The sequence below is a fragment of the Leptospira congkakensis genome (assembly GCF_004770265.1).
GTDB classification, from domain to species: domain Bacteria; phylum Spirochaetota; class Leptospiria; order Leptospirales; family Leptospiraceae; genus Leptospira_A; species Leptospira_A congkakensis.
Genome location: NZ_RQGQ01000016.1, coordinates 77,771 through 103,943 on the forward strand (window position 1 = coordinate 77,771; position 26,173 = coordinate 103,943).

The window sequence follows — 26,173 nt, forward strand, 5'->3', positions numbered from 1 at the left end:
GACATTGTGGATTTAATTCGTAACCGATATTTACTTGTCCCGTTTTTGGTTGTATTCCTAACCTTTTGCCTAGACAAACTCTTACTTCTTGAGAATGTACATACTTATTTTTCAAAATCACTTTCTGATATTAATTACATCCAAAAACATCAGTTGTATGAAGATTTAAAAGTATATTTATCAAACAAAGACCGAGACAAGGTTTTGGTTTATTTTGGAAATTCCCGTGCTCTTTTATTTGATAATGAATACATCCATAAAAAATATCCAGGTTGGGTGATGTTTAATTTCTCCGTACCGGGAGGAAAACCTGATTATGTATTACAATGGATGGAACAATTTCATAAAGACAAGGTAAAACCTGATTTCTTTTTGTTTGATCATTCCGTGGAAATGTACAATGCGGCAGCAACTTTAAAAGTCGATGAAACACTTACCAATGGATTGAATGTATCTTTTGTTTTAAAACATTTTTCTTTATTTTCAACGGATGATATTTCCACTCTCATCGCCAAGCGAATGTTCCGTGCTTATCAATATCGTCCCAAATTAGAAGTTATCCTCACAAGAGCCAAAAACAAAGAAACTTTTCTCATTCCTTATAGAGAACTTCGAAACAACTTGATGGAAAATTTAAATCAGGGGAAAGGATCTGCAATGACTCCGGGTACACATAAGTCTGTCCTTCCTCAGGAGTTGTTAAAAAAATCGGCGTTCGGAGACTTTCATTCCTATTTAGTCCCTTTTCATTTTTCGGATCAGGTACTTAGTTTTACAGACCAGTCTTTAGTTTTGGCGAAAGATCTTGGTGTGCCATCTGCTGTGATTTGGGTTCGACTTTCTTTACCTTATATGGATCATATTCGAAACTTAAAAGTTTCTGTAGGAAATGGAAGGGAAGATACGGTGTATCATGATTGGTATCCAAGAATGATTGAATACCATAAAAAGAATGGGGTGCCGTTTTGGAATATGAACGATGACCCAAATTACACCTGCAACAATTTTAGTGATGCAGGTCATATGTCACCGACTTGTTACGATGAGTATACCGACTTTATTTTTAAAAACTTAATTCAGTCTTTTGTAAAAGGTGCTCGGTAAAACTCAGTTCGATTTTGAACATCATTTGGTGAAAGTTTTTCTGGATCGGTTGGGTTTGGTTTTGTAGGATTTTGTGGTTGGGGTTTGGTATTGTTTTCCTTATCCACCGAATATCCATAATAATAACCGTGCACTATCTCTACTACAGAGACGGGTGTGTCTGAATGTAAGTTTTGAATTTCTACCGTGATTTCTTCTGGTGGTGCTAGTAGTTCGAATACCCATTGCACTTCGCCTTCAATTTTTTCCTTTCTTAGGATGGTTGGGTTTTCATTTTGGCCGTTGCCAGAATAAACAGTAAGAACCCATTCTTTCAATTTTCCGTCGGTTGCAACACCAATGCCAATGGATTGAGGAGAAGACTCTCCTGCTTTTAAATCGAATCGAATGGCACCACCTTTAGAAACGGCCCCATAAAGTCTTTTTTTAGAAAGAGTAGGATATAGAGCCAAATCTTGGATTCTTGTTGTGACTTCTTTCACATTTTGGCTCAGAACGGATGGTTCGGAATGGAGGGTATGTACGGTCGCAAGTACAATTCCAACCGATGCTATCAAAGAGTATCTCATTCTCTTAATAGGACTAAAAAAAGGGATTCATTACAAGCAAAAGAAAAAGAAATTATCTCGAACAAGTTCGAAATTTAGTCAATTCTTGGAGTAGTGATTGCCGTTCATCAGGGTCTAGATTGCTTCGATTTTTCGATTGTAGCTCCATTCTTTCCAAAGCAGGTCGAAACTTGGGAGAACAGTTGGTACTAAAATATTGATAGGCACTGATTCTGTCAGTTTCATTTTCACTAACCAATTTATAAAACTCAAATACGGAATGGTTGTCTTCATTTGCGAATTTAAGAATAACAAATGTTTTGTGGCATTCACTTAAGGTTAATGCGGGAACTTTTGTATGTTTACAATTAACAGCAATGTCAGATTCCAAAAAAGCTAACATCTCTTCATAAGAATAATCATTAAACATTTTACCTTTGGGAACGGTTACCTTTTGTTTTTTTGGATCAAGATTTTCTTTTGGATTTGTTTTTTGTGAAACCGAAGGTTCTTGTTTAGCAACTGAGCCCGTCAAATGATTTGATTCTAAACCTACTGTATGTTTTGGTTCTTCTATCTGAAGGAAGTTTGAAACCACTTTTGGTTTTTGGTAAGGATTGGTGACTGTTAAATCATAAGGACCAGTTTTTGCCTCTGTGGTATCTACTTTTAAATCGATACGTTCTGATGATTTTACTTCCTTACTCAAAATAGGAAGAGATTCATTTTTCTTAGTTAGATCAACTTTCGTTGCTTCTAAAAAATGTTCCCCTTCAATCGTCAGATTCGAAACCGTTTTTTCTGACTTAATTTCTGATTTAGGAAGGATGATTGGTTTTTCTTCTTCGGTCACTACTTGCGGTGGTTCCGAGATAATGACTTCTAAATCTTTCCAAACAGACCAAACGGCTGGTTTTTTAAATAAGTTTAAGGGAGCTGTCCTTACTAAATAAACTCCAGAAGGAAGATCTTCGATGGAATGGTAAGGTGTATCGATTTTTTTATCGATAACGATTTTTCCTGATTTTTCTTTTACTTGGATTTGATACCCACTGGCATCGGCAATTGGTTTCCAAGCAATGAGTTTGGTTCCGTCTTGTGCTCCCAGTGAGAAAGAGACAAAACAGAATGCTAATAAAATTCTTTTTGTATTAAGTTTCATCGTTTCTCTTTGTACAATCGTTTTGGCGAAATGAATTCGATATCAGTTGGTTTTAAAGATTTAAATTGATCCAATGCTAAGATAAAACTTCCCTTTCTGGAAAGTAGTAGGTTAGAATCCTTGTATACGCTGAGATCCCAAGAGAAGGAACCTTCATCCAAAATTCCTAAATCTTTTAGGTTATGTTTGGATTCTTTTGTTGTGATTTTATAAATCGCAGTTTTTTTATCAGCTGTATGTTGGTATAAAACCAAATCATATCTGTCTGGCGCGGTACCTGTGACCTTCCATTGGAAGTCCAAACTTGATTTTCCTTTCATTTGGACAATGGTTCCATTGGGAGACATCATTTCCAATTTTGGTTCTTGTTTAGTTTCTGTTGGTTCTTCTTCTGGTTCTATTTTTTTCTTTTTGTCTACGACAGTAAAATTTAAAGTAGATGAAGTTTCTGTTTCTTTGCCTTCTTTTGATTTACCTATGAGACTCGCATAAAAACTTCCTTTTCCCATCTGAGCCCAGTTAGGTACAAGAAAGTTGGAAACAGTTTCTTCTGAAAAAACAATATTTTTCATTTTGGGATCACTGGCAATTTTTAACTGGTAGGATTTTAATTCTGCATTCCCATCCCAAATCAAAATGGCTTGGTTTTGTTTGATTTCTTCCGCCGAAATTTCTGATCCATTGGCCGGTCGTAACCATTTAGGTGCAGGTATGGTATTTTGTTTTTTGATAATAAAGGATAGGACTTGACTCTCCCTATCTTTAGTGTCAGGAAATGATGATTTGGCAACTACCTTCCAGTAGTATGTACCTTCCTTTAAATCGTCATAAGAAATTTGGTTGGCTGTTGTATCCAATTGTTTGATTGGATTTGTGAATTTCGGAGAACTCGATAAAATTAGTTTATAAGAATTTGCAGTAGTTAGTTTTGTCCAAGTGAGAGTGACGAGCGGATAGGTTTGGACGAAAGGAAATACAGTTCCTTGTTCGGGAGATTCTCCTTGGAAGGATTCCAATTTTGTGACAAAGAACTTATTCACTTCACTAAACTCAAAGTCCGTTCCTTGTTTGTTTTTAACCTTGATTCTCCAATAAAAAGTCCCTTCTTTCAATCGAAAGTTGCTTCCAGTCCCTTCCACTTTTTCATTAATAAACGTCATCTGAAAGTTAGGTGATCTAGAGATTTCTATATTCGGGTCTCCATATCCAGGTTCTTGTTTCCATTTGAAATTTACAGATACATCGTCTGGATCTGTAAAAAATAATTTTTGCGAAGTAGGAGCCAAAAGAACTACGGGAATTTTTTTAATTTCGATTCCTGTTTTTTTGAATTCCGCTTTTTTTCCTTCTTCTACGGCCACAGACTTTCCGTCTTTTTGTTTGACCGTGGTTTTTCCTTTTTCTACAAATAAACTAAGTTCTCGTTCTTTGGATTTTTCTATTTTAACATTTCCGGAGTCTACGTTGATTTCACTTCCTGCACTGGTGATTTTAAGTTGGTTGGGTTTGGAATCATCTTTTTTAACTTCTAGAGAACCTTGGGTAAATTCAAGGTTTGGTTCTTCGCCCGTTAAATCTAAGTTAAACATTGAATTTTCATCAATATTGATTTCGGTTCCATCTTTTAATCGAATGAGGGCATCGGAAAATGCTTCTGAACGGATTGTATCTTTGTTGGTGAGTGGACTATTGTTTTCTAGTTTTTCCCAAATCACTTCATCTTCAAATTTTCTTTGAACAATATTGTTTTTGAAAAAAATAGTTCCAACTACCTCGCGGTCTCCAATTCCAATTTTACGATTGATATCCAGATAAAACAAAATCGAAAACAAAATAGCAACAGCAAGTAGGGTAAATAATACGAGGCGATCTCGTTTGTCTAAATTCATTTTTTCCCCTTCTTCACTACAGTGATGCCCACTAACTTCTGTAGTTCGCCCAAATTCTTTGGATAATCGGTGTCTGATTTCCTTCCAAGGACGGCATAAACTTTTTGTGCTTTAGATTTACCTTTTAATTCAATTTCGCCCATGCTGATCACATGGAAGTCGGACTTGATTTCTTGGTAAGTGGATTCTGTGATGAGGATATCTGTGTTGGTTTCTTTATTGAGTGATTCCACACGGGATGCAAGATTCACAGAATCTCCAATCACAGTGTATTCCATTTTATCGGAACTTCCGATTTGTCCTGCAATCACATAGCCAGTGTTAATCCCACAACCAATTTGAATGATTGGTTTTTTGACAGTTCCTCTGTCTTTGTTAAATTCGATAAGTACTTCCCGCATACGAAGGGCAGCTTCTACTGATGACTTTGCATGTTGTTTGGAATCACGTAGGGCTCCCCAAGTTGCCATGATGGCATCACCAATAAACTTATCTACGGTTCCTCCTGTGTCTTGAACACATTTCACCATCTCGGTCATGTATTGGTTTAAAAATTCTACAACCTCTTCCGGTTGGAGTTTTTCTGAAATGGCCGTAAAACTTCTGATATCCGAGAAAAAGATCGTGCAGTGTTTTCTCTGCCCACCAATAGATAGTTTTCCTTTGGCTGCAAGTTCTGCAATGTCTTGGTTGACAAATCGTCCAAAGGAATCTTTTAATTTTTCCCTTTCTTCCAAACCTCGTCCCATACTTACGAACGATTTGGTTAAGGTTCCAATTTCATCATGTGTTGTGGCATGAAGTTCGATATGATAATTCCCTCGTCGAATTTCTTCTGAAGCATCTACCAATTTCAAAATGGGTGTGGATAGAGATTTTGCAAAAATATAAACAACAATAAACGAAAGTGCCAAAGATACGATGAGTATGTAAACATTCCGTTTTTGAATGTTATTTACTTCTTCAAAGATTTTAGCTTCCCTAACTTGGGATATCACTCCCACACCACCGAGTCCCAATTTTTTAAATGAACCAAGGTAGGAGACTCCATCTTTGGATTCATAACGAAATTGACCATTGTCAACAGGAGATTTTTTCATTCGTTCTACAATGGGTAGATCGTTTAGATTGATTCCTGATAATACAACTTTAGCATCTGGATGTGCGAGTACACTTCCATCTTCACTGACAAGAAAGGTTTCAACAGGTCCAGATGTTTGAAAGGCATCGAGTAGGCTATCGAGTTTAATTAAAGTAACAAGGATTGTATGTGTGTCTTTAGATTCAGACAGGGGAAAGCTGAGGCAAAGTATGGGATGACGGAAGTGTGGGCTTGCATTCCATATAACAGTTGTACCACTGAAAGATTTTTTTAACTTAGGTTGGATGTTACGAAGTAATCCCTTTACTTCTGATTTTTGGTAATCGTATTTTTGTAAAAACTCATCATTCAATGCTTCAAACTTTGGATTCAAACTAACATCATAGGCTCCAATCAAAAGAAAGTTTTGATCTTCTTCAAACAACTCTTTGGCGATTGCATTTGCTGAGTTTGGGCTTCTTAGAATGGCAGATGCCGTAATGTGCACATCTTGTTTCATCGAATGTAAATCTGATTTTACCTTTAAAGAAAGGATTTCATTGATTTTAATATTGTTTTCTTTAACTCGAACCTCACTATCCTTTCGAAAAAAATAAGAAGCGAGAAAGATGATCCCCGACATGGAAACAAGTAATACAATCGAGGTAATGAGAAGGAGTTTGTAGCGGATCGGAAACTGCAGTTCCCCATGTAAATGGGAATCTTTGGAAAAGAGGGATCGTAGTTTTAGCAGAATCGTTTTCATATCATTGGTACTTTTACCAACTTCACAAAAAACGGTGCTAGAAAAAAAGTAAAATTGAAAAGATAAACTATTTTTTTACTAAGGGCATGTCAAATCAATGTTATATGTTTGTCTGAATGGATATTCGGGAATTGTGAATGTAGTCTCTCGTACTACAGTGTCCGGATAACCGTCCCGTTTTGTTAGGTCTCCCAAACAAACTGCCCTATATGTACCTGGGTTTAGGTATTTGATTTTGGCATCTTGTTTTGCAGGTGTCGCCGCAAGAGGCAAAACGTTGATAAATTCATTTTCATGGAATCGAAAGATGCCATAATAATGTAACAATGAATTGCCACCACCGGAAATAGTGATGCTAGACGCAGTTTCTGGGTAAATGACTCGTGCCCTTGTCAATATATTTCCACCCGCATCTCCTTCCCCTTTGTGGTCAAAAAAGATATCACTCACACCAACATAAGTGACAACTGTTGAACGACTTGTTAGGTAAGAATGTAACATTAAATTTTCTTTTAAATTGATCCGTACTTCTAAAATATAAGGATCGAATCCATCCCTTATTTGCATATCGGATTGGATTGCTTGGGTGGGAAGTTGTGAATATAAAGCCGGAAACATCTTTGGTACAATACTACTTTTAGCAGCAGAAGTTGTGCCGGCTATGTAGTTGTTACGTGGGACAATATTGAGTGCATTGATGATGGGTCTATTGTCAAAACGTCCTGAAATGGGAACTCCTGCATCCAAAGCATAACCTGTCATCAGAGAGCGGAAGTAAATCCCCGCATAATAATACTGACGTCCAAACCAAGGTTGTCCAGAGCCAGCTGATTCAAGCCATCCGATTGTTTCAGAAGAAGGGTCATTGGATGTAAACTGAGCTCCGATTCCATTAAAGAAATCGTAAGCCTTCAAAATCCCATTATTTTCTACACAAGTGTTATTATCAAAAGAATATGTTACTGTACAAAATACCTGTCTGTTAGGTGCAATATAGTCCCAGAATTTATTGGAATCCACTGTATCACGAATTTGTGTCAGTTCATTTAATCCTTTTACAAACTTACTGGAAATCCGAACCTCTCCAATATCCAAATAGATAGGCATGTTTCCGGCTTTCGGTTGGTTGACCAAAGTCATACCTGGGTCTAGACCTTCCCCTTGGTCATCTACATACAAATCCCCAGTTCCATTATTGAGTTCGCTCCAATCCAGTGGATAGTCAGTAGCGTATGTTCCTTTGAGGAGTAATAACATACGATTGTTGAAGAGGGTGGAGATAACGGGAAGTTTTGTTTCATCACCTAAACTGACTTTGGTTTTACAATCGATGAAAAGGGTTATATGTAAAAGAATAACAAAGAAAAAAAGGAAAATAGATTTCATGTTAAAATAACACTCCAACTGTTAGACCGAAGTAGAAAAAATCTACGTTCTGCAATGAGTAGTTTGCCGGATTTTGTAATCTTGGATCATCATAAGGACTAGAAAGTGGGTATCTGTATTGGTTTGGAACATCCATATGAGTTTCAAAGATCTTATAATAATCCAATCGTACACCAATCCTAATCCTACGACCAGCAATAAAACTTGCCTCTAACCCACCAAAGGCGGTCGGATTCCACCGAGCCGTATCGGCCGGACGAGCGACAACATAAGAATAACCACCGCCCCCTTTTAGAAAGAATTGAATGGGAAGTTCTAGAGGAATTTTGTAAGCTAGGGCTGCATAGAGGGGCATTGCCGTGAGGGCCCTTTCCGATCTGGATAAAAATACTGCGTAAGAACCACCGACTTCTGTATAAAAAACCCAAGGCCATGGCATCCGAGCATAAAAACCCCCACCGAGGGTTGTGTCCAAAATACGAACAGTAGGAGTTCCTGGCATGGGATTGGCCGCTCCTACCCAACCACCAATTTCATACCTTCGTTTGTTGTATTCTTCTAAGGTTTGAGCGGAAAGAAGACCGGAAAACAGAGTGAGTGCTAAAAAAATGCTAAGGAAGAGTGATTTTATACAATTCATGAATTTCCGGATAATCTTCGTAATATGCGCGGACAAAATAGAGTCCGTCCGGCGGGAGGGTGATCCCTGCAATCGTACGGTTCTTCTCTTCCAAAATGGAGCCGATGGATCTAGAATTCCAACGTCCCTTTCCGATGTCCAGTAAAGTTCCGACAGTAATACGAACCATATTGTGCATAAATCCGTTGGCGCGGATTCGGATTTGGATCCAATCTGGTGTCAATCGTTCCAAACGAATGTCAAAGATCTCACGTACCGCCCGTTTGCCGGCCATCGATTTTGCTTTTGTGAAAGATCGAAAGTCTTTTTCTCCCACAAGTGTCTTTAGTTGGTTTTCCACAAAATCCCAATCGACATGGTGTTTGACCCAAAAGGCTCTACCTTCGACAAAACTACTTTGGTATTTACTATAATATATTTTGTAGATATACTCTCTGCCTGTACAACTAAATCTTGAGTGAAACTCTGCTGGAACTTCCACTACGTTTTTAATAGATACACCTTTTGGTGTGAGTGCATTGATGGAGACAAGTAGTTTATGGAAATTGGGAATAGGCAAAAGTGTTTTAAAATTGCACACCATTCCTAATCCGTGAACACCGGTATCTGTTCTTCCAGCAACTGACAAACGTGATGCGGGGTTTTTGTTTAGAATGATTTTTAGAGCAGATTCAATGGCAGACTGGACAGTCGGTAAATTTTTTTGTTTTTGCCATCCGTAAAAATGTGTGCCGTCGAATTCGACGAGAAGAGCGTAGTTGGGCAAACCCTTACTTCTCGCCTCCCATCGCTTCTAGAATGGCATTGTATTCATCGTACAATTCACGTGTCATTTCTACAATCGGTCCTGGTTTTCCTTTGGATGCTTTTCCTGAACCATAAAGTCTTGCTAACGTTCGTTTGGCGCGAGATAGAAGGAGAACTTGGTCTTCCGGTTTGGGAGCCATTTGGTCTTTGAATTTTTTTGTTAAAAATGCATTCAAATAAATAACACCATCGAATCCCCAGTTGTTGTCTGTATCGGGTCCGAGCATCCCTGCAGCTTGGTCCACAGGTTCGTTTCCATTTTGCATGAGTTCTAATGTATAACCGTAAATGACTGCTGCTTTTTGATAGAGTAAGTCTCTGATTTTGTCATAACCGATATGAGGAAACTCATCATGAAGGTCGGAAAAATACCAAGCAGCACGGATGGCACAAACTGCTTTTTTGGGAGTAGGGGCCACACTGGCACCACGGAGTTGGTAACAGTCCATTCCGAGTAAGTAAGAGGCTGCACCTAACGCAATTTGGCGATCTGCCGTAAAATCAAGTGGTCCAAGAATTTTTTCAATATAACTTCTACGACTGTCAGTGGCCATTCGAATGGCTTCGTTGTCTGCCGGATTGAGTGAATTCCAATCTTTCGGAAAAGAGGAATAAAGGCAACGGGGACAAACAGACATGACATAATCCAGGGGGCTGACACGACCGAATTTTCTGTTTTTTTCATACAGACGTCGTAAATCTTGAGCCAACTTCCCGGCGATGAGTCGGCCACCACCTTGGAACATTTGTTCTTTTTGGTGATTTTCATCACAAATTGGGCAGGCTGTGGACTCTTTGGCGCGAAAAGATACTTTTTTGGACTGGGCAGCGGCTAGGGACATAGGAAAAATCTAGGAAAAGGCTCAATTTTAAAATACAATCTGTCAATCCAATATCAGAAATCTCCGATAATACTCACAGGGGCCACCCCGAAATTACTTGTAAGATTCTTCGAAGGAAGGAAAGTACGGAAACGGAATGAACGGCAGAGCAATGAAACAATCCCTTCTTATTCTCATGATGAGTCTCATGATGCAGGCACCTATGTTTGCAGAATCAGTCTCTAGCAAATCCTACCACAAACGAATTGAGCTTCTGACATACTTACGTGAGTTAGAACCTATCGTTAAAAATTTCCGTGGTGAAGATCCGGAAGGAAAACCTACGGAAATAAATGCACCGGAAGGGAAAGAAGGCTTTCGTATGAAGAAATACAACGAAGCCAAACGAATTTACCAAGAAGGTTTACAATACCACTTCGAAGGTAATTATTCTTCCGCATACCAACGTTTTCTCGAATGCCAATTGGGAATTGAAAAAATGACAGAAGAACTTTCTCAACTCTACATTTTGCGTGCAGAAGAGATGATGAAAACGGCTATGGAAAGAAAAAATCCAAACAATCCTATGGATAAAGCCCTTCTGGATATTTCCATTGAATATGGAAAAGGCTCTTATTTTCGCCAAGACGTGATGGACATTCCAAGAGAAGCTCCCTATTCACGTCGTATGTATGATCCAAAAGAAGCTCATTATAGTTATAACAAATATGCTATTGAGAAAAACTTAGAGTTAGGATACAAACATCTTGGTCTTGCAAAAGAAGCAAGAGCTACCGCTTTGAAAGTGGAAAAGAATTTGGAAAAACACCAAAAACTCCAACCATCTCATAGAAAGTATCGTATCGATTTGTATTTTGGCGCTATCAACTTAGGTCGTGATTCAAAAGCAAACGCGATTAACATCTATAAGTTGAAATATCCTTACGACAACTATTACCTGAACAATTCACAAGCAAAATCAGAAACATTAAAAGATGAAAATGGTGCTGCTGTGGAAGGACAACCAGTGAAGGTAGACGGAGTGACTTACGATTTTACAAAAAACCCTTATATCAAATATGACAATAGATTACAAGCTATGTTTGATGTTCGTGTACCTGAAGATTATCGCGTGGATCATGCCGACGTAAGAGGTCGAGTGTATGATTTGGACTCCAACAATATGGTGTTCATGAAATACGACCAAGAACGTAAAAAAGCTTTAAATATCCCAGTAAAACCTGCCGCCGGAGCGACATCCAATCCGCAACAATAAGAAACGTTAACTAACACCGTTTCCAAATGAGTGAGCCCAAGATTTTTCTTGGGCTTTTTTATTTCCACAGAATGACCTCTTTTGTCTAATTGTTGCTATGGCGAAAATTCCGGTCGTTGACGATCTCATTAAGAAAAATTTACACGGACTCAGCGTCCACTACGGGCGTTTGGTGATGAAAGTTTACTTAAGAATCACCCTTCTTGTTTTTGGAAAAGCAAGTCCATATTTAATCAGAGGATTATATCGTTCACTCACTGGTAACAAAGAAGCTCGAATCAAAGAGTTTTTAGAAGGAACCAAAATTTGGGCGGAAGATGTTCTAGGTATTACGAAAACCAAACTCATCGTATTTAATGAAATTAATGTTCCAGTAAAAGGACATATGATATTTTTAAACCATGTCAACGAAATGGATTTTCCTTATGATTGTTATGTGATCCGAAAACCATTTTTAGCAAATCAGGTGATTAAAAAAGCATGGTTTGCGTATTGGTGGATGGTGGCCATGGGCTCACAAGTATTTGATAATTCAAAAGCCATGTCTGTTGCCGTTTCTGTTAAAAACTTAATCGAAGGTTTAAAAACCACATCGTACATTGTGTATCCAGAAGGAAAAAACACTTATTCAGAAGAAATCCTTCCTCTAAAAAAAGGTATGGTGAAAATTGCTTTTGATCAAAAAATTCCGGTATTTGTGGCTCTAAAATCGGGAATTACCACTTACCAAAACTACCAAAAAGGAAATGTAGTAGGTTATTTGGGTTTGGGTTCTCACGATCCTACAGATTTTTCTTCTTGGGAAGAATTTCAAACGTATCTTCAAAACTTAATGCAATCCAAAAAACAAGAGTTAGATGCACTAACAGAAGCAGAAAGGATCAAAGTTTCTACTGTTTAGATTTTTTGTTTGATTTCTTTTTCCCAAAGTTCTAAGAATCGAATTTGTTCGAGAGACTCAACGGCTCGTTCACTTCTCGATTCTCTCACTTTTTGGATGGCAGACTCCGAATCCAATCCATGTTTCCAAATCAAATAGGCTGCGGCAACGGTTCCAGACCTGCCGAGTCCTCCTACACAATGAATCAGAACCCGATGTTGGTTCACTAGAGCTTTGTCCATCCATTCTAAAGTTTCTTTCATTTGGGTGAGGCTTGGAACTCGTTGGTCCAAAATGGGAACTTGTTTTTGTTCGATTCCATTTCGTTTCAATTCTGGTTTTAGATCGGTGACACCATAGTCGACATACTCTTGTTCCGTGATGAGACTGAGGACATGGGTGATCCCTTCCCTTTGTATGGTGTTTAAATCGTCATCTAACACACGGGCTCTATCTTTTCTACCAGGAAGGATGGTGAGTCCAATCCGAGACAAATCGTTATGATCCGAATCTGCCAATGGTTTTAAATAATCAATTCGTAAGACTTTAGACCTTTGGATGAAGTCCTTGATTTTTGTAATGAGTTTGGATCCTGCATACAAAGCCCATTTCCTTTGCCATTCATTACTTTCGTCAAAGGATAAAGTATGCATCGCATACCGCAAAGCACCCACATGCATCTGGTAAGGATCTCTGTCTAACTTCACCAAACGAGGGTAGTAGGATCGAAGTTTTGCTATTACGCGATAGGCTTTTTTTAGTTTTTCATTACTGATAAATGTTGGTGGATCTAGTTTTAGTTCGATTCCTAAATCTTCTTGATTGTGTAAAAAATCGGTGAGTTTCACTGCTTCTTTCCACTCCGCCTCCGATTCAATTTTACAAAAAATAAAAAGTACATCATTTTCCAATTTCAACAAATCACGAATGATATGACCTCTATGGGTGTGAAAAAAATCAATCATCCAAACATTTTCTTGTCCATCAATGATGATATTGGCCCCATTCAAATCACCGTGCACATAAGAAGTATTGTGTGTGATGGCATTGTATTCTTTTAACTTCAGTAGATCTTGTTCGTAAAAGATACAAGGATTGGGCACGGAATATCCAGAAACGATTTCAATTTCTGGATTGTTTTGCGGCCCTCCAAGTAATGATTCTACTCGGGAACGAACCGATTTAGAGTATTTCGATTGGAAGTCGTAGTATTCTAAAAGGTTTAGTTTTTCCGTGGCAGCCGCTTCAAACAAACGACCCAGTTGTTCACCAAACACAGTATCGATGATCCGATCAAGTCCCGTACCGTCTGGCATAGAACCATATACCTTTTGAAAGGTTTTGACATTCCCATCTAACATCGCCGCATATCGGTATTTAATGGCTCCTCGATTCTCTAATTCACAAAAATCTACTATGGACGGGGCATTGTTTCCAAGGACTTCTTGGATTCGTTCAAAGGCAGTTCTTTCTTTGGCAATGAGATCTCTTTCTCCAATTTTTACAACACAAGGAACTTGTAAATGACCCAAGTGGTCCGTAGACTTTGATTTTAAAACTACGTTTCCTGAAAATCCACCATCTAAAGTTTTGAATTCTACCTCTTTACAATCTCGAAAGAGATAAAGTAAAATTTGATTGTCCGTTTTTGAGATGGGATACTTTGGATCTAACTTTAATTTGTCGCTTGAGATACGTGCATTTGTAGAAATTCGTTTTTCTAGATTAGGTTGGCTTCCGGTGAGAAATTCAGTAAAGGCTCCAATAGAAGAAAAGACTTTCACTCCTAAAATCTGTTTCAATTGGTCGAGGGCAATGAAATGCATGGAAAGAGAAGAACTTGCAGTGAGTGCCGAACAGACTCCAATTTCAAATTCGGGGTATCTCGTTTTTAAATCATAAGCAAGAAAAGTTACTTTTGCTTCTGTCCAAACTCCGGTAATTCCTACCTTTACGGATTTTCCTTTGTATGGTACTAGAATGGATTCTAAATTTGTATCTACAAAATCATTCAACCCCGAAGCATTCACAACATCCGCTCGGTTTGGATATTCTTCGATCCATTTCTGGAATACAAATTCAGCTCCTTTTGTATTTTTTAAACAATGATCGCCAAATTGCGTTAGGTGATCTTCTTGTGATTTTGAATTAGGGTCGTGCCAATCTCGAATGTGAATTAGTTTTAAGTGATTGGGGTCTGTTTCATAAGCCCAGTCTAAAAGTGAAAATACTGGACCCTCTTCCATCATCTCTCCCAAAAGTCTGTTGGCTTCCTGATACCCAATGTGTAAGGAATTGGGAAGTGGATCGTATTTATCGAGTAGAGCTGCAAAGTCATTTTGAAGGCATTGGGTGAAAAGAATGGAAGATTCCGAATTCATGGACAAAAGGATTGACAGGTTGGAAAATAAATCTAGAATTTATTTCTTAAAAAATAGGCGTTCGTATGAAGAAGCTGATTGTTATTATATTGGAAATTTTATTCAGCTCGGCTCTATTTGCAGGCGAAGTGGGATCTGATTGTACTTTCAAAGGAAAAAAATTAGCTGGGAGGGTTAAGTTTGTCACGAGTTACCCTGACATTAAAGTAAAAATCGTAGATAGTTTTCCAGACCTCAAAGTAAAGAAGGTGAGTAGTTTTCCTTCCGATTGTGGTAAGTGGAAAGTGGTCAGCTCCTTTCCTGATTTCAAAGTAAAGATTGTGACAAGTTTCCCCGACATCAAAATCAAGTATGTAAATTCATTTCCGGGTGTACCGTAGAGAACCTTCTAACGGATAAACAGAATTTCGATTCATTAATTCTAAGGATAAATTGAAAAAAGCCTTTGCTTTCTTTGTTTGGTGGAAACATTGTTTTTGGTCTGCTTTACAAGCCGGATCTTCGCCATACGGTGGAATCATTTGGAAAATAAATTGAGTATCCCCATCAACACTTTGGTAAAGAATTTTTTCTTCATCAATCCAACCACAAGCACTACCATATGCAAAGTAAGTGCTACCAGACTTTACTGATTTCGCACGTAAATCTTTTCCGAATCCTGCAAAGTAAGTTTCGTTTCCCACCACTCCTAAAATGGTGGGGAGAACATCAAGTTGGGAGCCAATTCTTTCGTCTAACTTTGGTTTGATGTATTTTGGCGCATATAATAAAAAAGGAACCATTCTATCTTCATAATAAGAGAGATATCGATGATGGGTGTGATCTCCAACAAAGACAAATAAAGTGTCTTCGAAATATTCTCTCTTTTGAATTTCCTTCATGAATACCTCCAATGCTGCATCGGAATAATGGTATGTATTGAGGTAATCATAATCGGTTACAGTATGACCATAAATTTCATACTTTGGATTGGGTACCTTGTATGGGTAATGTGTTGTCATTGTAAGGATGGTCATAAGGAATGGTTTGTTTTCTTTTTGGTAAGAATCCATTTCTTCCAATGCTTTGGAGTAAAGATGTTCATCATCATAACCCCAAGCACCGATGGAATATTTTCCAGCTTTTCGAAAGTCTTCTTTTCCAATCAAAGTTTGGAATCCAAAATGAGGAAGGATTGTTGCTAAACTATCAAATTTTAAATCATCACCCGTAATGAAACTGGTTTGGTATCCAAATCCAGAAAATAGATTTCCAATCGCAGAAAAATTGCTGAGAATTTGTGGTGTCCGAATGGCCGTAAGTCCTGGCCTGTCGGGAACACTTGTAAGAACAGAAAGTAATGCATTACTTGTTCTCCCTCCATTGGCATAAAATTTTTTAAAACTATGACCTTTTTTCGCCAAAGTGTTGTAATACGGTGTTACTTCTTTTCCCAACCAAATTCCATTGGAAACTGGCCAAACATATTTTCCTGTCCAAGATTCTTGGATTACAAGAACTACATTGATGGGTTTTTTACCTGGAATTCCTTTGATTTTTCGTAATAATGGAAACTCGGGATCCTCCACAAACTCTGCACCTTCGTAACCAATTTCTTCTTTCACAACTGCCAACATATCTTCATCTGTCATTTTTAAATGTTTGGGGATGGATTGGCTTTTAAAATCATTGATGGTGGTGTAAATTCCATTTAATGCAATTTGGTTGATGAGAGCATTGTCGGAAATGATGGCTTCACTCGCACGTAAGGGAGATTCTTGTGGCCCACCCCGAAGTCCAATAAAGAAAAAAAGAATCCAAACTGTGGTTTTCACAATTTTAGAAACAAAGGTTTCTTCTTCGTTTGTTTGATTTGTGATTTGTTTTTTACGAAACCAATACCGAATCCCAAAAATATAAAGAACGATAAATAGGACAAATAACAGAATTTTAAAAGGAGCTTCTTGGAATGCGGAAGAAACTAACACATCTAAATCTCCCAAAAACACAATGGCCTCATATCCGATATGTTTGTTGGCGTTCTCAAAGTACAACAAATCAGCAAAAAGGTGGATCAAACAAAAAGGAAAAAGAACAAGAGGAGTGATCATCCAAAAATAACGGTAGGATTTTAGTTTGGAAGCCCCATTCCAAAGAGAAAGGATATAAAACCCAACTAACAAAATGGATACGGTAACCCAATCAAACCGAAACCCTAAAAGAAATGCTTTGAGTAAAACAAAAACTGGGAATTCTTCCAAACGATAGGAATAAACCAAAAAAAACAAAACTCGGTGAAGGAATAGGGTTAAAAATCCAAAGAAAAAATAAGTTAGAAAGATTCGATCTGAAAATCTAAAACTAGGGAACTGTTTCACCATAAAAAAAGAATTTGCGAATGATAAGTGCGGTCAATCGACTTACGATCTTTCAGTTGATTTATTTTCAAGGCAGTTTAGTTTTGATCCTACTCACATGAAGCCGATCCAAAAAATACTCATCGCCAACCGAGGTGAAATTGCCGTTCGTGTCATTCGCACCGCAAAAAGAATGGGCATCAAAACTGTTGCTGTCTATTCAGATCCTGATGCCCAAAGTTTATTTGTCCGATCAGCAGACGAAGCGTTCTCACTCGGCGGGACAGATGCTCGTTCCTCCTACTTAAATGTAGAAAAGGTCATCCGCGCTTGTATCGAAACGGGAGCCGATGCCGTTCACCCAGGATATGGATTTTTATCAGAAAACACTGACTTTGCGAAAAAACTAGAAGAAAAGGGAATTCGATTCATTGGACCAAAACCTCATTCGATCAATGCGATGGGAGATAAGATCGGCTCACGATTGTTAGTTGCAAAGAATGGAGTGCCAGTGGTTCCCGGTTATGAAGGTGCCTCACAAGAAATGTCCGTATTCAAAAAAGAAGCGGAAAAAATTGGATACCCTATTATGGCAAAGGCAAGTGCCGGTGGTGGCGGAAAAGGAATGCGTAGGATCGATTCCCCTGAAGAATTAGAACCAGGAATTCTTTCCGCAAAACGGGAATCTCTTTCTGCTTTTGGTGATGATCGAATCCTTTTAGAAAAATACATTACCAATCCGCGCCATGTTGAGTTTCAAATTTTTGGAGACTCTCAAGGCAACATCATCCACTTACACGAAAGGGATTGTTCCTTACAAAGACGCCACCAAAAGGTCGTCGAAGAAACTCCTGCTCCCAGTTATAGTGCTGATTTAAAATCACAAATGTCACTAGCTGCAGTGAATGCTGCGAGAGCCGTACAATATGAAGGTGCTGGAACCGTCGAATTCATATTAGGTGAAAGTGGGGAATTCTATTTTCTTGAGATGAACACTCGTTTGCAAGTGGAACATCCTGTCACGGAAATGACCACGGGCCTTGATTTAGTGGAATGGCAAATTCGAGTTTGTCAGGGAGAAGCGTTACCTGAGTTACAAACCCCACCACAAAAGGGACATGCATTAGAAGTGCGAATTTATGCGGAAGATCCGAAAGAAGGATTTTTACCTTCTACTGGAAAAATCCACCATCTATCTTTTCCGGAACGAGATTATTTACGAATTGATTCGGGAGTTGTTTCTGGCTCCGAGATTACAATGTTTTATGATCCCATGATTGCCAAAATGATTGTATGGGGGGAAGACAGAATCACGGCCATCCACCGCCTAATTGAATGTTTGTCTGAGACAATTGTTTTTGGTCCTAAAACCAATTTACAATTTTTACAAAGGTTAGTTTCTACAAAAGAATTTGCGGAAGGAAAAGTTTCCACTCATTACATCGCAGACCACGAACCTGCACTGTTGGCAAACAATACAAAGGAAGAGCTTAAACTCGCTTTCGCCGGTGCATTTTTTACTTCTAAAGAATCAAGTAACCCTTGGTTGAGTGAGACCACATAATATGGATTATCTATTTGAAACCAAATCTGGTTCTGCATCTGTTTTTGTAAGTGGCTCCAAAGTTCGAGTGCGATTGGAAAAAGATTCCTTTTCTTTCCAACTAGATGATTGGATTAAAGAGGAAAGAAAGTCAGATACAAATCCGCTCCGTTCCGTTTTTATGAACGATGGATCTATATTACAATATCTTAAAGTAAGAAATGAGATTTTCCTCCATTGGAAAGGTGAAATTTGGAGTGGAAAACTCGCCGAACGCCAGTATGAAGGTGCAGGCCAAACCTCACCGGAAATCAAAAGTCCTATGCCGGGAAAAGTAGTGCAAATCTCTACTGAGGTCGGTCGCGAACATAAGGGAGGAGAAACCCTCCTCATTTTGGAAGCAATGAAAATGGAGAACGCCGTTAAGGCACCGTATCCTTGTCGAGTGGAAGAAATTCGCAAGGCACAAGGGGATTTGGTCCAACAAGACGAAGTGCTCATCATTTTACACAGAATCGAACCGGAAAAAACATAAATCTTCGAATCTATTTGACATATTTTTCAAACTTCCCAGCATAAGGCAGTTTCTTTGGCTGATAGGTAGAGAATGTACAATCATATTTTAAGAAGTTTCACACTTCTGTTGTTTTTTTCGTTTTTCCACGGGGTTTTCGGTCAGGAACGTCAACCCCGTACCGACCTTCCGTTCGAGATCTCTGAAAAAAAGAGGCTGAGCGAGCGGGATTTTAAGAATAAAAAAGAGGGGGGATACTTCACTGGACTTCCTCTCATCAACTCCGATCCCAATGTGGGGGTAGGGTATGGGGCACGTGTGCTCTATTTTTACAATGGGGCCAAAACATCCCCCATGTTCGAATACACTCCCTACCGTGTCCGGGTATTTGCTCAGTATTTTAATACGACGAAAAGAGCACCTTACCACCAATTGAGTATCGACGCTCCTTATATTTTTGACACAAAATGGAGACTTCGTGCAGATTTGGTTTATGAACGAAATCCCAATTCCCTTTTCTTTGGAGTTGGATCTGACACCCTCCAACCGCTTTCTTATTTAGAAAGGAACGATCCCAATGGTCAAATTCGACGAAATGCTCCTTTTTCCGATTATGAAGACAATTTGAACTATCGTCGTCAAGGGGATGCCGGGGTAGGAGAAGCACCTATCGTCAGTGATCATAGATACAATCGATACGATATTGAAAATCCTAACTTCAGCACTTCTGGTGAATATTCCTTCTTCGGAGGAACACTTCGTGCGGTGACTGGGGTTCGTCTCTCAAAACAAATCATTCGTACTTATGATGGAAAGTATAACAACGCCCTATTGGGTCCAGCGGATGGAATTTTGGGACTACTCGATGTCGACCGTACTTTTGGAACTCCTCAAGGGGAAACAAAATTAACTCGTGAAGATAAAGATGGAAAGATAAAAGGTATTAACGGTGGTTATACGAATACAGTCCGAGCAGGGATCGTATTTGATACACGTGACTTTGAGCCGGATCCTAACCGCGGGGTATTTTTGGAATACACACACGAACGTTCCGCCAAGGCAATTGGTTCTACCTATGATTTTAATAAAAACTTAGTGTCGGGTCGTATTTTCCTAAGTCCAGTTCAGTGGTTCACAAGTAAACCTCCGGAAATTTTGGAAAAGTTTGTTCTTGCCGCTCGCGGAACAATGATCCAAACCAATGGGGACGCACCATTTTACGAATACCGCAACATGTGGGGAACCGAAACCAACCAATCAGGTCTTGGCGGAAGAACTACCATTCGCGGTTACAAACAAGATCGTTTTGTAGGACAAACCATGGCATTTGCTAACTTCGAAATTCGTTGGAAGTTTGCAGAGACTGAGTTTTGGGGACAACACTTTGACTTCCAATTGGTTCCGTTCTATGATGTAGGACGAGTTTGGGATCGAACAGAAGATGCAAATCTTAAAAACTACAAACATTCTAGAGGGATTGGACTACGAATTCCGTGGAACCAAGCAACTGTTATCTATTTTGATCATGCGATTTCAAATGAAGATAGACAAACATTCATTAACTTTAACCATATATTTTAGGAGAGCAGAGATTATGAAAAAAATTCAATTTTGTTTCGCTCTTTTGGTCTTATCCTTTTTCATGAATTGTGAAATGAAACCAGTAGAAGATGTCTACGGTTTAAGCCCGGAAGAAACCAACCAACTATTTGCAGGACTAATTGCAAACCAAAGTCTTCGGGATAATGGAAATGGAACCATTTCCGATTTAGCATCAGGTTTAATTTGGCAGAAATGTACTCACGGCCAAGTGTATCGTGCTGGGTTTAACGATTGTTTAGGGGCTCCACAAGGTTCTATCTTCAATCCTTATGACACAGCTCGTGCAGGAGCAGCAGAAGTTGCCTTTTGTGATTCCAAAACACATGCTTGTAACTCAATTGCTTTCCCACAAGTGGTCCAAGGATTTTCGTCGATTGGAATTGCTGGATCTAGTGAACTCTATGGTGCTTGCCAAAATAGCAACTACTTAGGAGCCACTTGGCGAGTTCCTACTGTGATCGAATACCAAAGATTAGTCATTCCTGGTAGAGCCGCAACCCTCCAATTCTTTCCATCTACCCAAGAAGGTGATTATTGGACTGCCTGGTCCAATAATGAAGATCTTCCGGGAGAAACGGCTCATGCCATTTCTTTCGACAGACAATCTTACGGAGTTGAAAAGACTGTTGTGAAAACACAAAGGAATTTTGTCCGCTGCATTCGCACCGGCCCATAAATTACCAGTTTCACTCTAATTTCACCACTCTCCTGAACTTTCAGGAGAGTTTTCGCTTTCCAAAAACTCAATTTCCTACTAATATTTTCTAAGAATAAACCGAAGTACCCATTAGGTGGTGAGGTTTCCATGAGAATTGACGAGTCCCCATTCAATCGTATGAATGTAGATCTTCTAAAAGATCGGCGGGTGAGTTATGTCGGTCATGGACAATTGGAATCTGCCCCTGAATCTCTTTCCGCTCTCCATGTCATTTCTCATGAACTAGGCCATGCAGCCGAATTCAAAAATCAAGCTTTCAGGGAAGGACGAGATGTCCAAGAAGTTCAAGTCAAAATCAATTATGAGCTAAGAGATGGTCGTATGGTAGCAGTTAGTGGAGAGACTCAAGCTGTTACTCGTACAAAACCAAATTCGGAAGAAGACCCGGCCCTAACTCCTTATTCGGATGGAAAATCCATCAAAGATCTTTTTCAGTTGAAAGAAGAAGAGGACAAAAAAACTAATTCGAAAGAGAAAACCAAATTAAATCCAAAAGAGATCATGCAGAAATCTCATGAAAAAGATTTGGAATCTAAAATCAAAGAATTGGAAACAAGGTTAGAGTCAGAGAAAACTAAAAAATCTGCAACCGATGTTCATTCTGCGGAACGATTGAAAGAAATTGAATCTGAAAAAAAACGTTTGGAAGAGGAAGTCAGACTTCTTCGTGTGAAAGAACAACTAAAAGAAACTTTTGCGTTGTTAACAGATTTTCGTAAGATGATGACTTCTAATTTGTTTGGAATGATGAGTCTTCAAACCGGATCAAACTCCGGTAATTACTTAGACACTTTTGTTTGATCCACCATATTTTCTACGATAAACTCTCTTAATTCTCCAACACCTCTACCTGTTGTTGCCGAAAGGTAAAATACTCGAAAGGGAACTCCAATTTCATTCATTGCTGCTTCCATGTCTGTACGCACTCGGTGTTGTTCGCTTTGGTTGAGTTTGTCAATTTTGGTGCGGATCACAACAGGTTTAATTTTTTTTTCCATAGCCACTTCTATGGTGGAAAGTTCTTCTTCAGGAAATTCTCTTTGTGAATCACAGAGGATAAATAAAATTTTTAAATTTTTCCAACTATTGAGAAAACCTTCCAAAAGTTTCATCATATCTTTGTGTTCTTTATGAGATGCTTTTGAATAACCAAATCCTGGTAAGTCGATGAGATTAAACCCTTCTTTGGTTCTAAATATATTGATGAGTTTTGTTTTTCCTGGTGTTTTTGAAACTTTGGCTAGTCCTCTATGATTTGAGAGTGCATTCAGTAAACTGGACTTACCAGAATTGGATCTTCCCATAAATGTGATAGAAGGCACAGAATCTAATTCTTCCTTTTCACTTAGATGTGCAATCGATGTAAAAAATTTAGTTTCTGGAAAGGGAATTTCTTTGGAATACTTATGCATCTAGTTCACCTTTCCAGATAGATTCGTTTGGGATAATTCTTTTCACTTTTTGAAAACAGAGAAAACAAAATTTGAATGGGTTCTCCTTCAAAATAAAGGATAGGAATGAAGGTTCTGAGGAAAAAAGGAATCCCGTTTTCCCGCATACATTCAGAAATTTCCTTATTTCCTGAGCGAATTTGGATTTTTTGGCCATGGTGCCAAGATCCTAGATTGTATTTTTCTTCTGGATCAGAAAGTTTAAACCTGTTTTGGTTCCAATCAATCAAAAGAAAATTTCCTTCCCGGTGTGAGACCGCCTTTTTAAAGGCAGGAGATTTTTTATCAATGATGAAAAGATCACCAAACTTCGATTTGTATAAAAAACAGTTTTTGTTTTCTAAAAATGCTCTTTCCCCTTCTGATTGGAGATGGAAATTATCAAACCCTGATTTGTATAGAGGATAATGTCCCAGAAGTTTTAAATGAAAGTCGATGAGTTCTTTTTTTGCGGATAAATTTAGGCTCACCCAAGTTTCGTGAGGGATTCGAAATAAATGAGGTGTAGGTTTTTGAATGTTTTCGTTTTTTAAATCAAACTGTAAACTTAGTTGTGACCTATCATGAAAATTCCAATAGGTTTTGTGAAAGTTCCAGTTTTCTTTTTCTAAAACTGGTAATAATTCCATACGGAGACGGTTACGTTTATACACTGAATCTTTATTGGATTCGTCTTCAAAGATTCTCATCTTTTCAGAAACAAATAAGTAAAGTTGTTCTAATTCTTTATCTTCAAAAAAAACTAAAGGTAAAAACCGTTCTCCATCAAAAGGAGGAAGGGTATAAAATGCTTTTTTACCACCACCCCGTGTTAGGTGTAAAAAAATAGATTCTGTATAGTCTTTGCAGTGGTGTCCCGTAAGGATGATGGATGGATTTTGATTCGTAATTTTTTTTAGTTCATGGTAACGAACAAGTCTTCCTGTTTCTTCTAATCCCTTTTTTAGTTTGAGAGATAAATTTGGGATTTTTTTTTTACAAAATGAAAAGGGAAGTTCGTGGATTTTAAAAATTGGAAGAGTTCTTTTTCTTCTTCTTCAATGGAACGAATGCCATGAGACAAATAAAACAAAGTTGGAATTTGGATTTGGTATCTCTCCATTAGATATTTCCAAAACAAAACCAAGATAGAGGAATCTTTTCCCCCAGAATAGGAGATAAGAAACTGAGTTTTGTTTTCTGCCCAAAGTTCGGGGAGTTTGTTTCCCATTCGGCTAAGGGCCAAATCAAATAGTTTTGTGATTGGAGTTGGAATTTCCGAAATCATATCTTCCTTACTGCCACCATAGTGATATCATCGTGTTGTTCCTGTTCTTTGACAAATTCTTTTAGTTCGGAATAGATCTTCTCGAGAATGTTTTTTGGCTCGAGGGAGATCCAAGAAAGAAAACTGGATTTGAGTTTTGGTTCACTAAACTCGATTCCTTCAGCATTTCGTGCCTCTGTGACTCCATCAGTATAGAGTAATATGGTGTCACCAGATTCAAATCTCAATTTGGACTCATTCCGAAATGCGGAAATATCGGGTTGGATTCCTAAAATGACTCCCTCTGTTTCAATCACCGATAGCGATTTGGAATTTGCATGGTAATGGTAAAAATTTCCATGACCGGCACCTGAAAATTGTACTTCCCCTGTAATCAGGTTCCATCTTAGCAAAATCATACTCATATACCTTGGAGTGATGGCTTCTTTATAACTGGAATAAAGATAATTATTGATATCGTTTAGGATTTCCCAAGGAGAATCTTTAACGCGAACTAGGGAATGTAAAATGGTTCTGACGGTTGCCATCACAAGTCCTGCCGCCACTCCTTTCCCACTGACATCTCCGATACAGATAAACAACTCGTTTCTATTAGGTGAAAGGATAAAGTCATAATAATCTCCACCGATTCCACGAGCGGGCACCATAAAACCACCAAAAGAAAATCCTTCGGCTTCGGGAGCTTTTCTAGGTAAAAGTGTACTTTGGATTTCTTTTGCGATTTCAATTTCTTTTTCCAATCTTTCTTTATTGGAAAGGTTTTGGTATAAATTAGAATTTTCCATCGTGATTCTGGCTAAGGAAACAAAGGCATTCAGTGCTTCAATTTCGTCATGTGGGAATCTACTATTTTGTTTGGTTAAAATGAATACACAACGAGTTCCATTTTCTAAGGTTAAAGGAAACACCATGGATTCTTTCCCTTCGATTCCTATTGTTTCGAAATCAAGGATAGAGTTTGGATCGATGGTAATGGTTTCTTTTGTTTGCAAGAGTGAGTGAATCTTTTGTACATCTATGGTTTCGGTTTTAGTTTGGATTTGTTGGTTTTCTAAATCACGATGAAGTTTGAAAATTTTTGCTTTTGAGGAACCTGGTGGATTTTCAATCAGAGAAGTGACCGAAGATTCTACAATTCCAGAGAGAGTTAAAAGGATCATCCTAACCATTTCATCATGGTTGTTAAGATAGAGTTGGCTTAGGGTGAGTGCGGCTGTATGTAAACTTTGAAAGTTTTTGGATTGGTTTTCGGATTTAGAAAATAAAAGAGAATTTCGAAGGGAAACAGCAAATTGACCAACAACAATTTGCAAAATTTCCTGATCCTCCACAAAATAAGAATCATCTTCGTCTTCATAATCAATGGTTACCATTCCCACAGCTGTGTTGGCGTAAAGTATGGGGATGACTAGTTGTGATTTGGTTCCTGTCAGTTTAGAATAGAATTGATAAAATGGATGGGTTTGTTCTGAAAATTTATAAAAACAAGGTTCTCCCTTTGCCATGGACTCAATCAAAATTCCATAACTCAAATCATAATCTAAAGTGATTCGTTTGATGGCCCTTTCTAAGGTTTTTTGTTTGGTCGAATAGTAAGCTAATTTAACTTCACCTAATTCTAAATTGGTGATAAACACGGCCACCTTATCTCGTTTCAAACGTACTGAGATGAGTTCAGTAAATCTTTGCATCAAATCTTCCAAATCAATACTTGAGTTGAATAGAGAGAGATTGTCTAAGAGGAACTCAGTTTTCTCTTGGGAGGAGAGGATGTTTTTCCCAATCCGAGGGATTTTGCGTTTTTCCAGAATCCATTCGCGATTGCAGGTTTGGCAGAAAAACCGACCATTCTTCGTGATCCCATTGGGAAGTTGGGGTTCCGCACAAAGCAAACAAATCCGGTCTTCCATGGGTTCTCGGTTCATCCTTAGCCAGGTTATTCGATTTCTTTTTTCATATGCTACAAGAATTTCCTATAAATCCGAGAAACCTGGTACGATT

The 26,173-nt window shown here is 38.4% G+C and carries 23 protein-coding genes; 9 read left to right on the plus strand and 14 right to left on the minus strand.

What is annotated here, in order from left to right; genetic code table 11:
- Window positions 1-6: 6 nt before the first annotated feature.
- Window positions 7-1,104 (plus strand): DUF1574 domain-containing protein, encoded by a 1,098-nt coding sequence (locus tag EHQ70_RS10790; RefSeq protein WP_135586284.1) that lies wholly within the window; start codon window positions 7-9, stop codon window positions 1,102-1,104.
- Here the strand turns inward: EHQ70_RS10790 and EHQ70_RS10795 are convergent.
- The 8 genes from EHQ70_RS10795 to EHQ70_RS10830 all read right to left on the minus strand — a co-directional run bounded on the left by EHQ70_RS10795 (window position 1,077) and on the right by EHQ70_RS10830 (window position 10,225).
- Complete coding sequence (locus EHQ70_RS10795; protein ID WP_244288306.1) at window positions 1,077-1,673, minus strand: hypothetical protein; 597 nt, start codon at window positions 1,671-1,673, stop codon at window positions 1,077-1,079. The two genes, EHQ70_RS10790 and EHQ70_RS10795, sit on opposite strands and share 28 nt — an antisense overlap.
- Before the next feature lie 52 nt (window positions 1,674-1,725).
- Window positions 1,726-2,814 carry a hypothetical protein gene (locus tag EHQ70_RS10800; protein WP_135586286.1) on the minus strand — a complete coding sequence of 363 codons (1,089 nt, stop codon included), beginning with the start codon at window positions 2,812-2,814 and terminating at the stop codon, window positions 1,726-1,728.
- On the minus strand, window positions 2,811-4,703 hold the full coding sequence (locus tag EHQ70_RS10805; protein WP_135586287.1) for a FecR domain-containing protein: 1,893 nt from the start codon (window positions 4,701-4,703) through the stop codon (window positions 2,811-2,813). The genes EHQ70_RS10800 and EHQ70_RS10805 overlap by 4 nt, the downstream gene beginning before the upstream one ends.
- Entirely contained in the window at window positions 4,700-6,550 is a 1,851-nt protein-coding gene (locus tag EHQ70_RS10810) for an adenylate/guanylate cyclase domain-containing protein (RefSeq protein WP_135586288.1), read from the minus strand. Before EHQ70_RS10810 ends, EHQ70_RS10805 begins: the two co-directional genes overlap by 4 nt.
- Before the next feature lie 78 nt (window positions 6,551-6,628).
- On the minus strand, window positions 6,629-7,936 hold the full coding sequence (locus tag EHQ70_RS10815; RefSeq protein WP_135586289.1) for an LIC11270 family surface protein: 1,308 nt from the start codon (window positions 7,934-7,936) through the stop codon (window positions 6,629-6,631).
- Window position 7,937: 1 nt separating this feature from the next.
- Window positions 7,938-8,576: a hypothetical protein gene (locus EHQ70_RS10820; RefSeq protein WP_135586290.1), complete on the minus strand. Its 639-nt coding sequence runs from the start codon at window positions 8,574-8,576 to the stop codon at window positions 7,938-7,940.
- Window positions 8,548-9,342 carry a tRNA pseudouridine(38-40) synthase TruA gene (gene truA / locus EHQ70_RS10825; RefSeq protein WP_135586291.1) on the minus strand — a complete coding sequence of 265 codons (795 nt, stop codon included), beginning with the start codon at window positions 9,340-9,342 and terminating at the stop codon, window positions 8,548-8,550. Before truA ends, EHQ70_RS10820 begins: the two co-directional genes overlap by 29 nt.
- 4 nt (window positions 9,343-9,346) lie before the next feature.
- Window positions 9,347-10,225 carry a DUF2225 domain-containing protein gene (locus EHQ70_RS10830; protein WP_135586292.1) on the minus strand — a complete coding sequence of 293 codons (879 nt, stop codon included), beginning with the start codon at window positions 10,223-10,225 and terminating at the stop codon, window positions 9,347-9,349.
- 136 nt (window positions 10,226-10,361) lie between these two features.
- Here EHQ70_RS10830 and EHQ70_RS10835 point away from each other — a divergent pair, with 136 nt between their 5' ends.
- Both EHQ70_RS10835 and EHQ70_RS10840 read left to right on the plus strand, forming a co-directional pair.
- Window positions 10,362-11,480 (plus strand): LIC11274 family protein, encoded by a 1,119-nt coding sequence (locus EHQ70_RS10835; RefSeq protein ID WP_135586293.1) that lies wholly within the window; start codon window positions 10,362-10,364, stop codon window positions 11,478-11,480.
- 175 nt (window positions 11,481-11,655) lie between these two features.
- Window positions 11,656-12,381 (plus strand): lysophospholipid acyltransferase family protein, encoded by a 726-nt coding sequence (locus EHQ70_RS10840; protein WP_244288339.1) that lies wholly within the window; start codon window positions 11,656-11,658, stop codon window positions 12,379-12,381.
- Here the strand turns inward: EHQ70_RS10840 and EHQ70_RS10845 are convergent.
- The gene (locus EHQ70_RS10845; RefSeq protein ID WP_135586295.1) at window positions 12,378-14,741 is read right to left on the minus strand and encodes a phosphatase domain-containing protein; all 2,364 of its coding nucleotides are present in this window, start codon (window positions 14,739-14,741) and stop codon (window positions 12,378-12,380) included. The two genes, EHQ70_RS10840 and EHQ70_RS10845, sit on opposite strands and share 4 nt — an antisense overlap.
- A 65-nt stretch (window positions 14,742-14,806) precedes the next feature.
- Between EHQ70_RS10845 and EHQ70_RS10850 the strand changes: the two genes are divergently transcribed.
- A complete protein-coding gene (locus tag EHQ70_RS10850) occupies window positions 14,807-15,121 on the plus strand; it encodes a 7(1) septoil knot domain-containing protein (protein ID WP_135586296.1) in 315 nt (104 codons plus the stop codon).
- On the opposite strand, the gene EHQ70_RS10855 is transcribed toward EHQ70_RS10850, so the two are convergent.
- Window positions 15,101-17,101, minus strand: coding sequence for an LTA synthase family protein (locus EHQ70_RS10855; RefSeq protein ID WP_135586297.1), 2,001 nt, complete (start codon window positions 17,099-17,101; stop codon window positions 15,101-15,103). The genes EHQ70_RS10850 and EHQ70_RS10855 overlap by 21 nt on opposite strands.
- 94 nt (window positions 17,102-17,195) lie before the next feature.
- On the opposite strand from EHQ70_RS10855, the gene EHQ70_RS10860 reads away from it, so the two are divergent.
- From EHQ70_RS10860 to EHQ70_RS10880, 5 genes are all read left to right on the plus strand, one after another.
- Window positions 17,196-18,641, plus strand: coding sequence for an acetyl-CoA carboxylase biotin carboxylase subunit (locus tag EHQ70_RS10860; RefSeq protein ID WP_135586298.1), 1,446 nt, complete (start codon window positions 17,196-17,198; stop codon window positions 18,639-18,641).
- Window position 18,642: 1 nt separating this feature from the next.
- Window positions 18,643-19,155 (plus strand): acyl-CoA carboxylase biotin carboxyl carrier protein subunit, encoded by a 513-nt coding sequence (locus tag EHQ70_RS10865; RefSeq protein ID WP_135586299.1) that lies wholly within the window; start codon window positions 18,643-18,645, stop codon window positions 19,153-19,155.
- 72 nt (window positions 19,156-19,227) lie between these two features.
- Complete coding sequence (gene omp85 / locus EHQ70_RS10870; protein WP_135586301.1) at window positions 19,228-20,715, plus strand: Omp85 family outer membrane protein; 1,488 nt, start codon at window positions 19,228-19,230, stop codon at window positions 20,713-20,715.
- 73 nt (window positions 20,716-20,788) lie between these two features.
- Complete coding sequence (lsa25, locus tag EHQ70_RS10875) at window positions 20,789-21,412, plus strand: surface adhesin Lsa25 (RefSeq protein ID WP_244288307.1); 624 nt, start codon at window positions 20,789-20,791, stop codon at window positions 21,410-21,412.
- 129 nt (window positions 21,413-21,541) lie between these two features.
- The gene (locus EHQ70_RS10880) at window positions 21,542-22,255 is read left to right on the plus strand and encodes a hypothetical protein (RefSeq protein WP_135586304.1); all 714 of its coding nucleotides are present in this window, start codon (window positions 21,542-21,544) and stop codon (window positions 22,253-22,255) included.
- On the opposite strand, the gene yihA is transcribed toward EHQ70_RS10880, so the two are convergent.
- The 4 genes from yihA to EHQ70_RS10900 are packed head-to-tail and all read right to left on the minus strand — an operon-like array spanning window position 22,234 to window position 26,097.
- Entirely contained in the window at window positions 22,234-22,866 is a 633-nt protein-coding gene (gene yihA / locus EHQ70_RS10885) for a ribosome biogenesis GTP-binding protein YihA/YsxC (RefSeq protein WP_135586307.1), read from the minus strand. The two genes, EHQ70_RS10880 and yihA, sit on opposite strands and share 22 nt — an antisense overlap.
- 5 nt (window positions 22,867-22,871) lie before the next feature.
- On the minus strand, window positions 22,872-23,918 hold the full coding sequence (locus EHQ70_RS10890; RefSeq protein ID WP_341867409.1) for a tRNA lysidine(34) synthetase: 1,047 nt from the start codon (window positions 23,916-23,918) through the stop codon (window positions 22,872-22,874).
- Window positions 23,849-24,172, minus strand: a complete 324-nt coding sequence (locus EHQ70_RS18710; protein WP_135586311.1) for a tRNA lysidine(34) synthetase — start codon at window positions 24,170-24,172, stop codon at window positions 23,849-23,851. The genes EHQ70_RS10890 and EHQ70_RS18710 overlap by 70 nt, the downstream gene beginning before the upstream one ends.
- On the minus strand, window positions 24,169-26,097 hold the full coding sequence (locus EHQ70_RS10900; protein WP_135586313.1) for a GAF domain-containing SpoIIE family protein phosphatase: 1,929 nt from the start codon (window positions 26,095-26,097) through the stop codon (window positions 24,169-24,171). Before EHQ70_RS10900 ends, EHQ70_RS18710 begins: the two co-directional genes overlap by 4 nt.
- Between the last annotated feature and the right edge of the window lie 76 nt (window positions 26,098-26,173).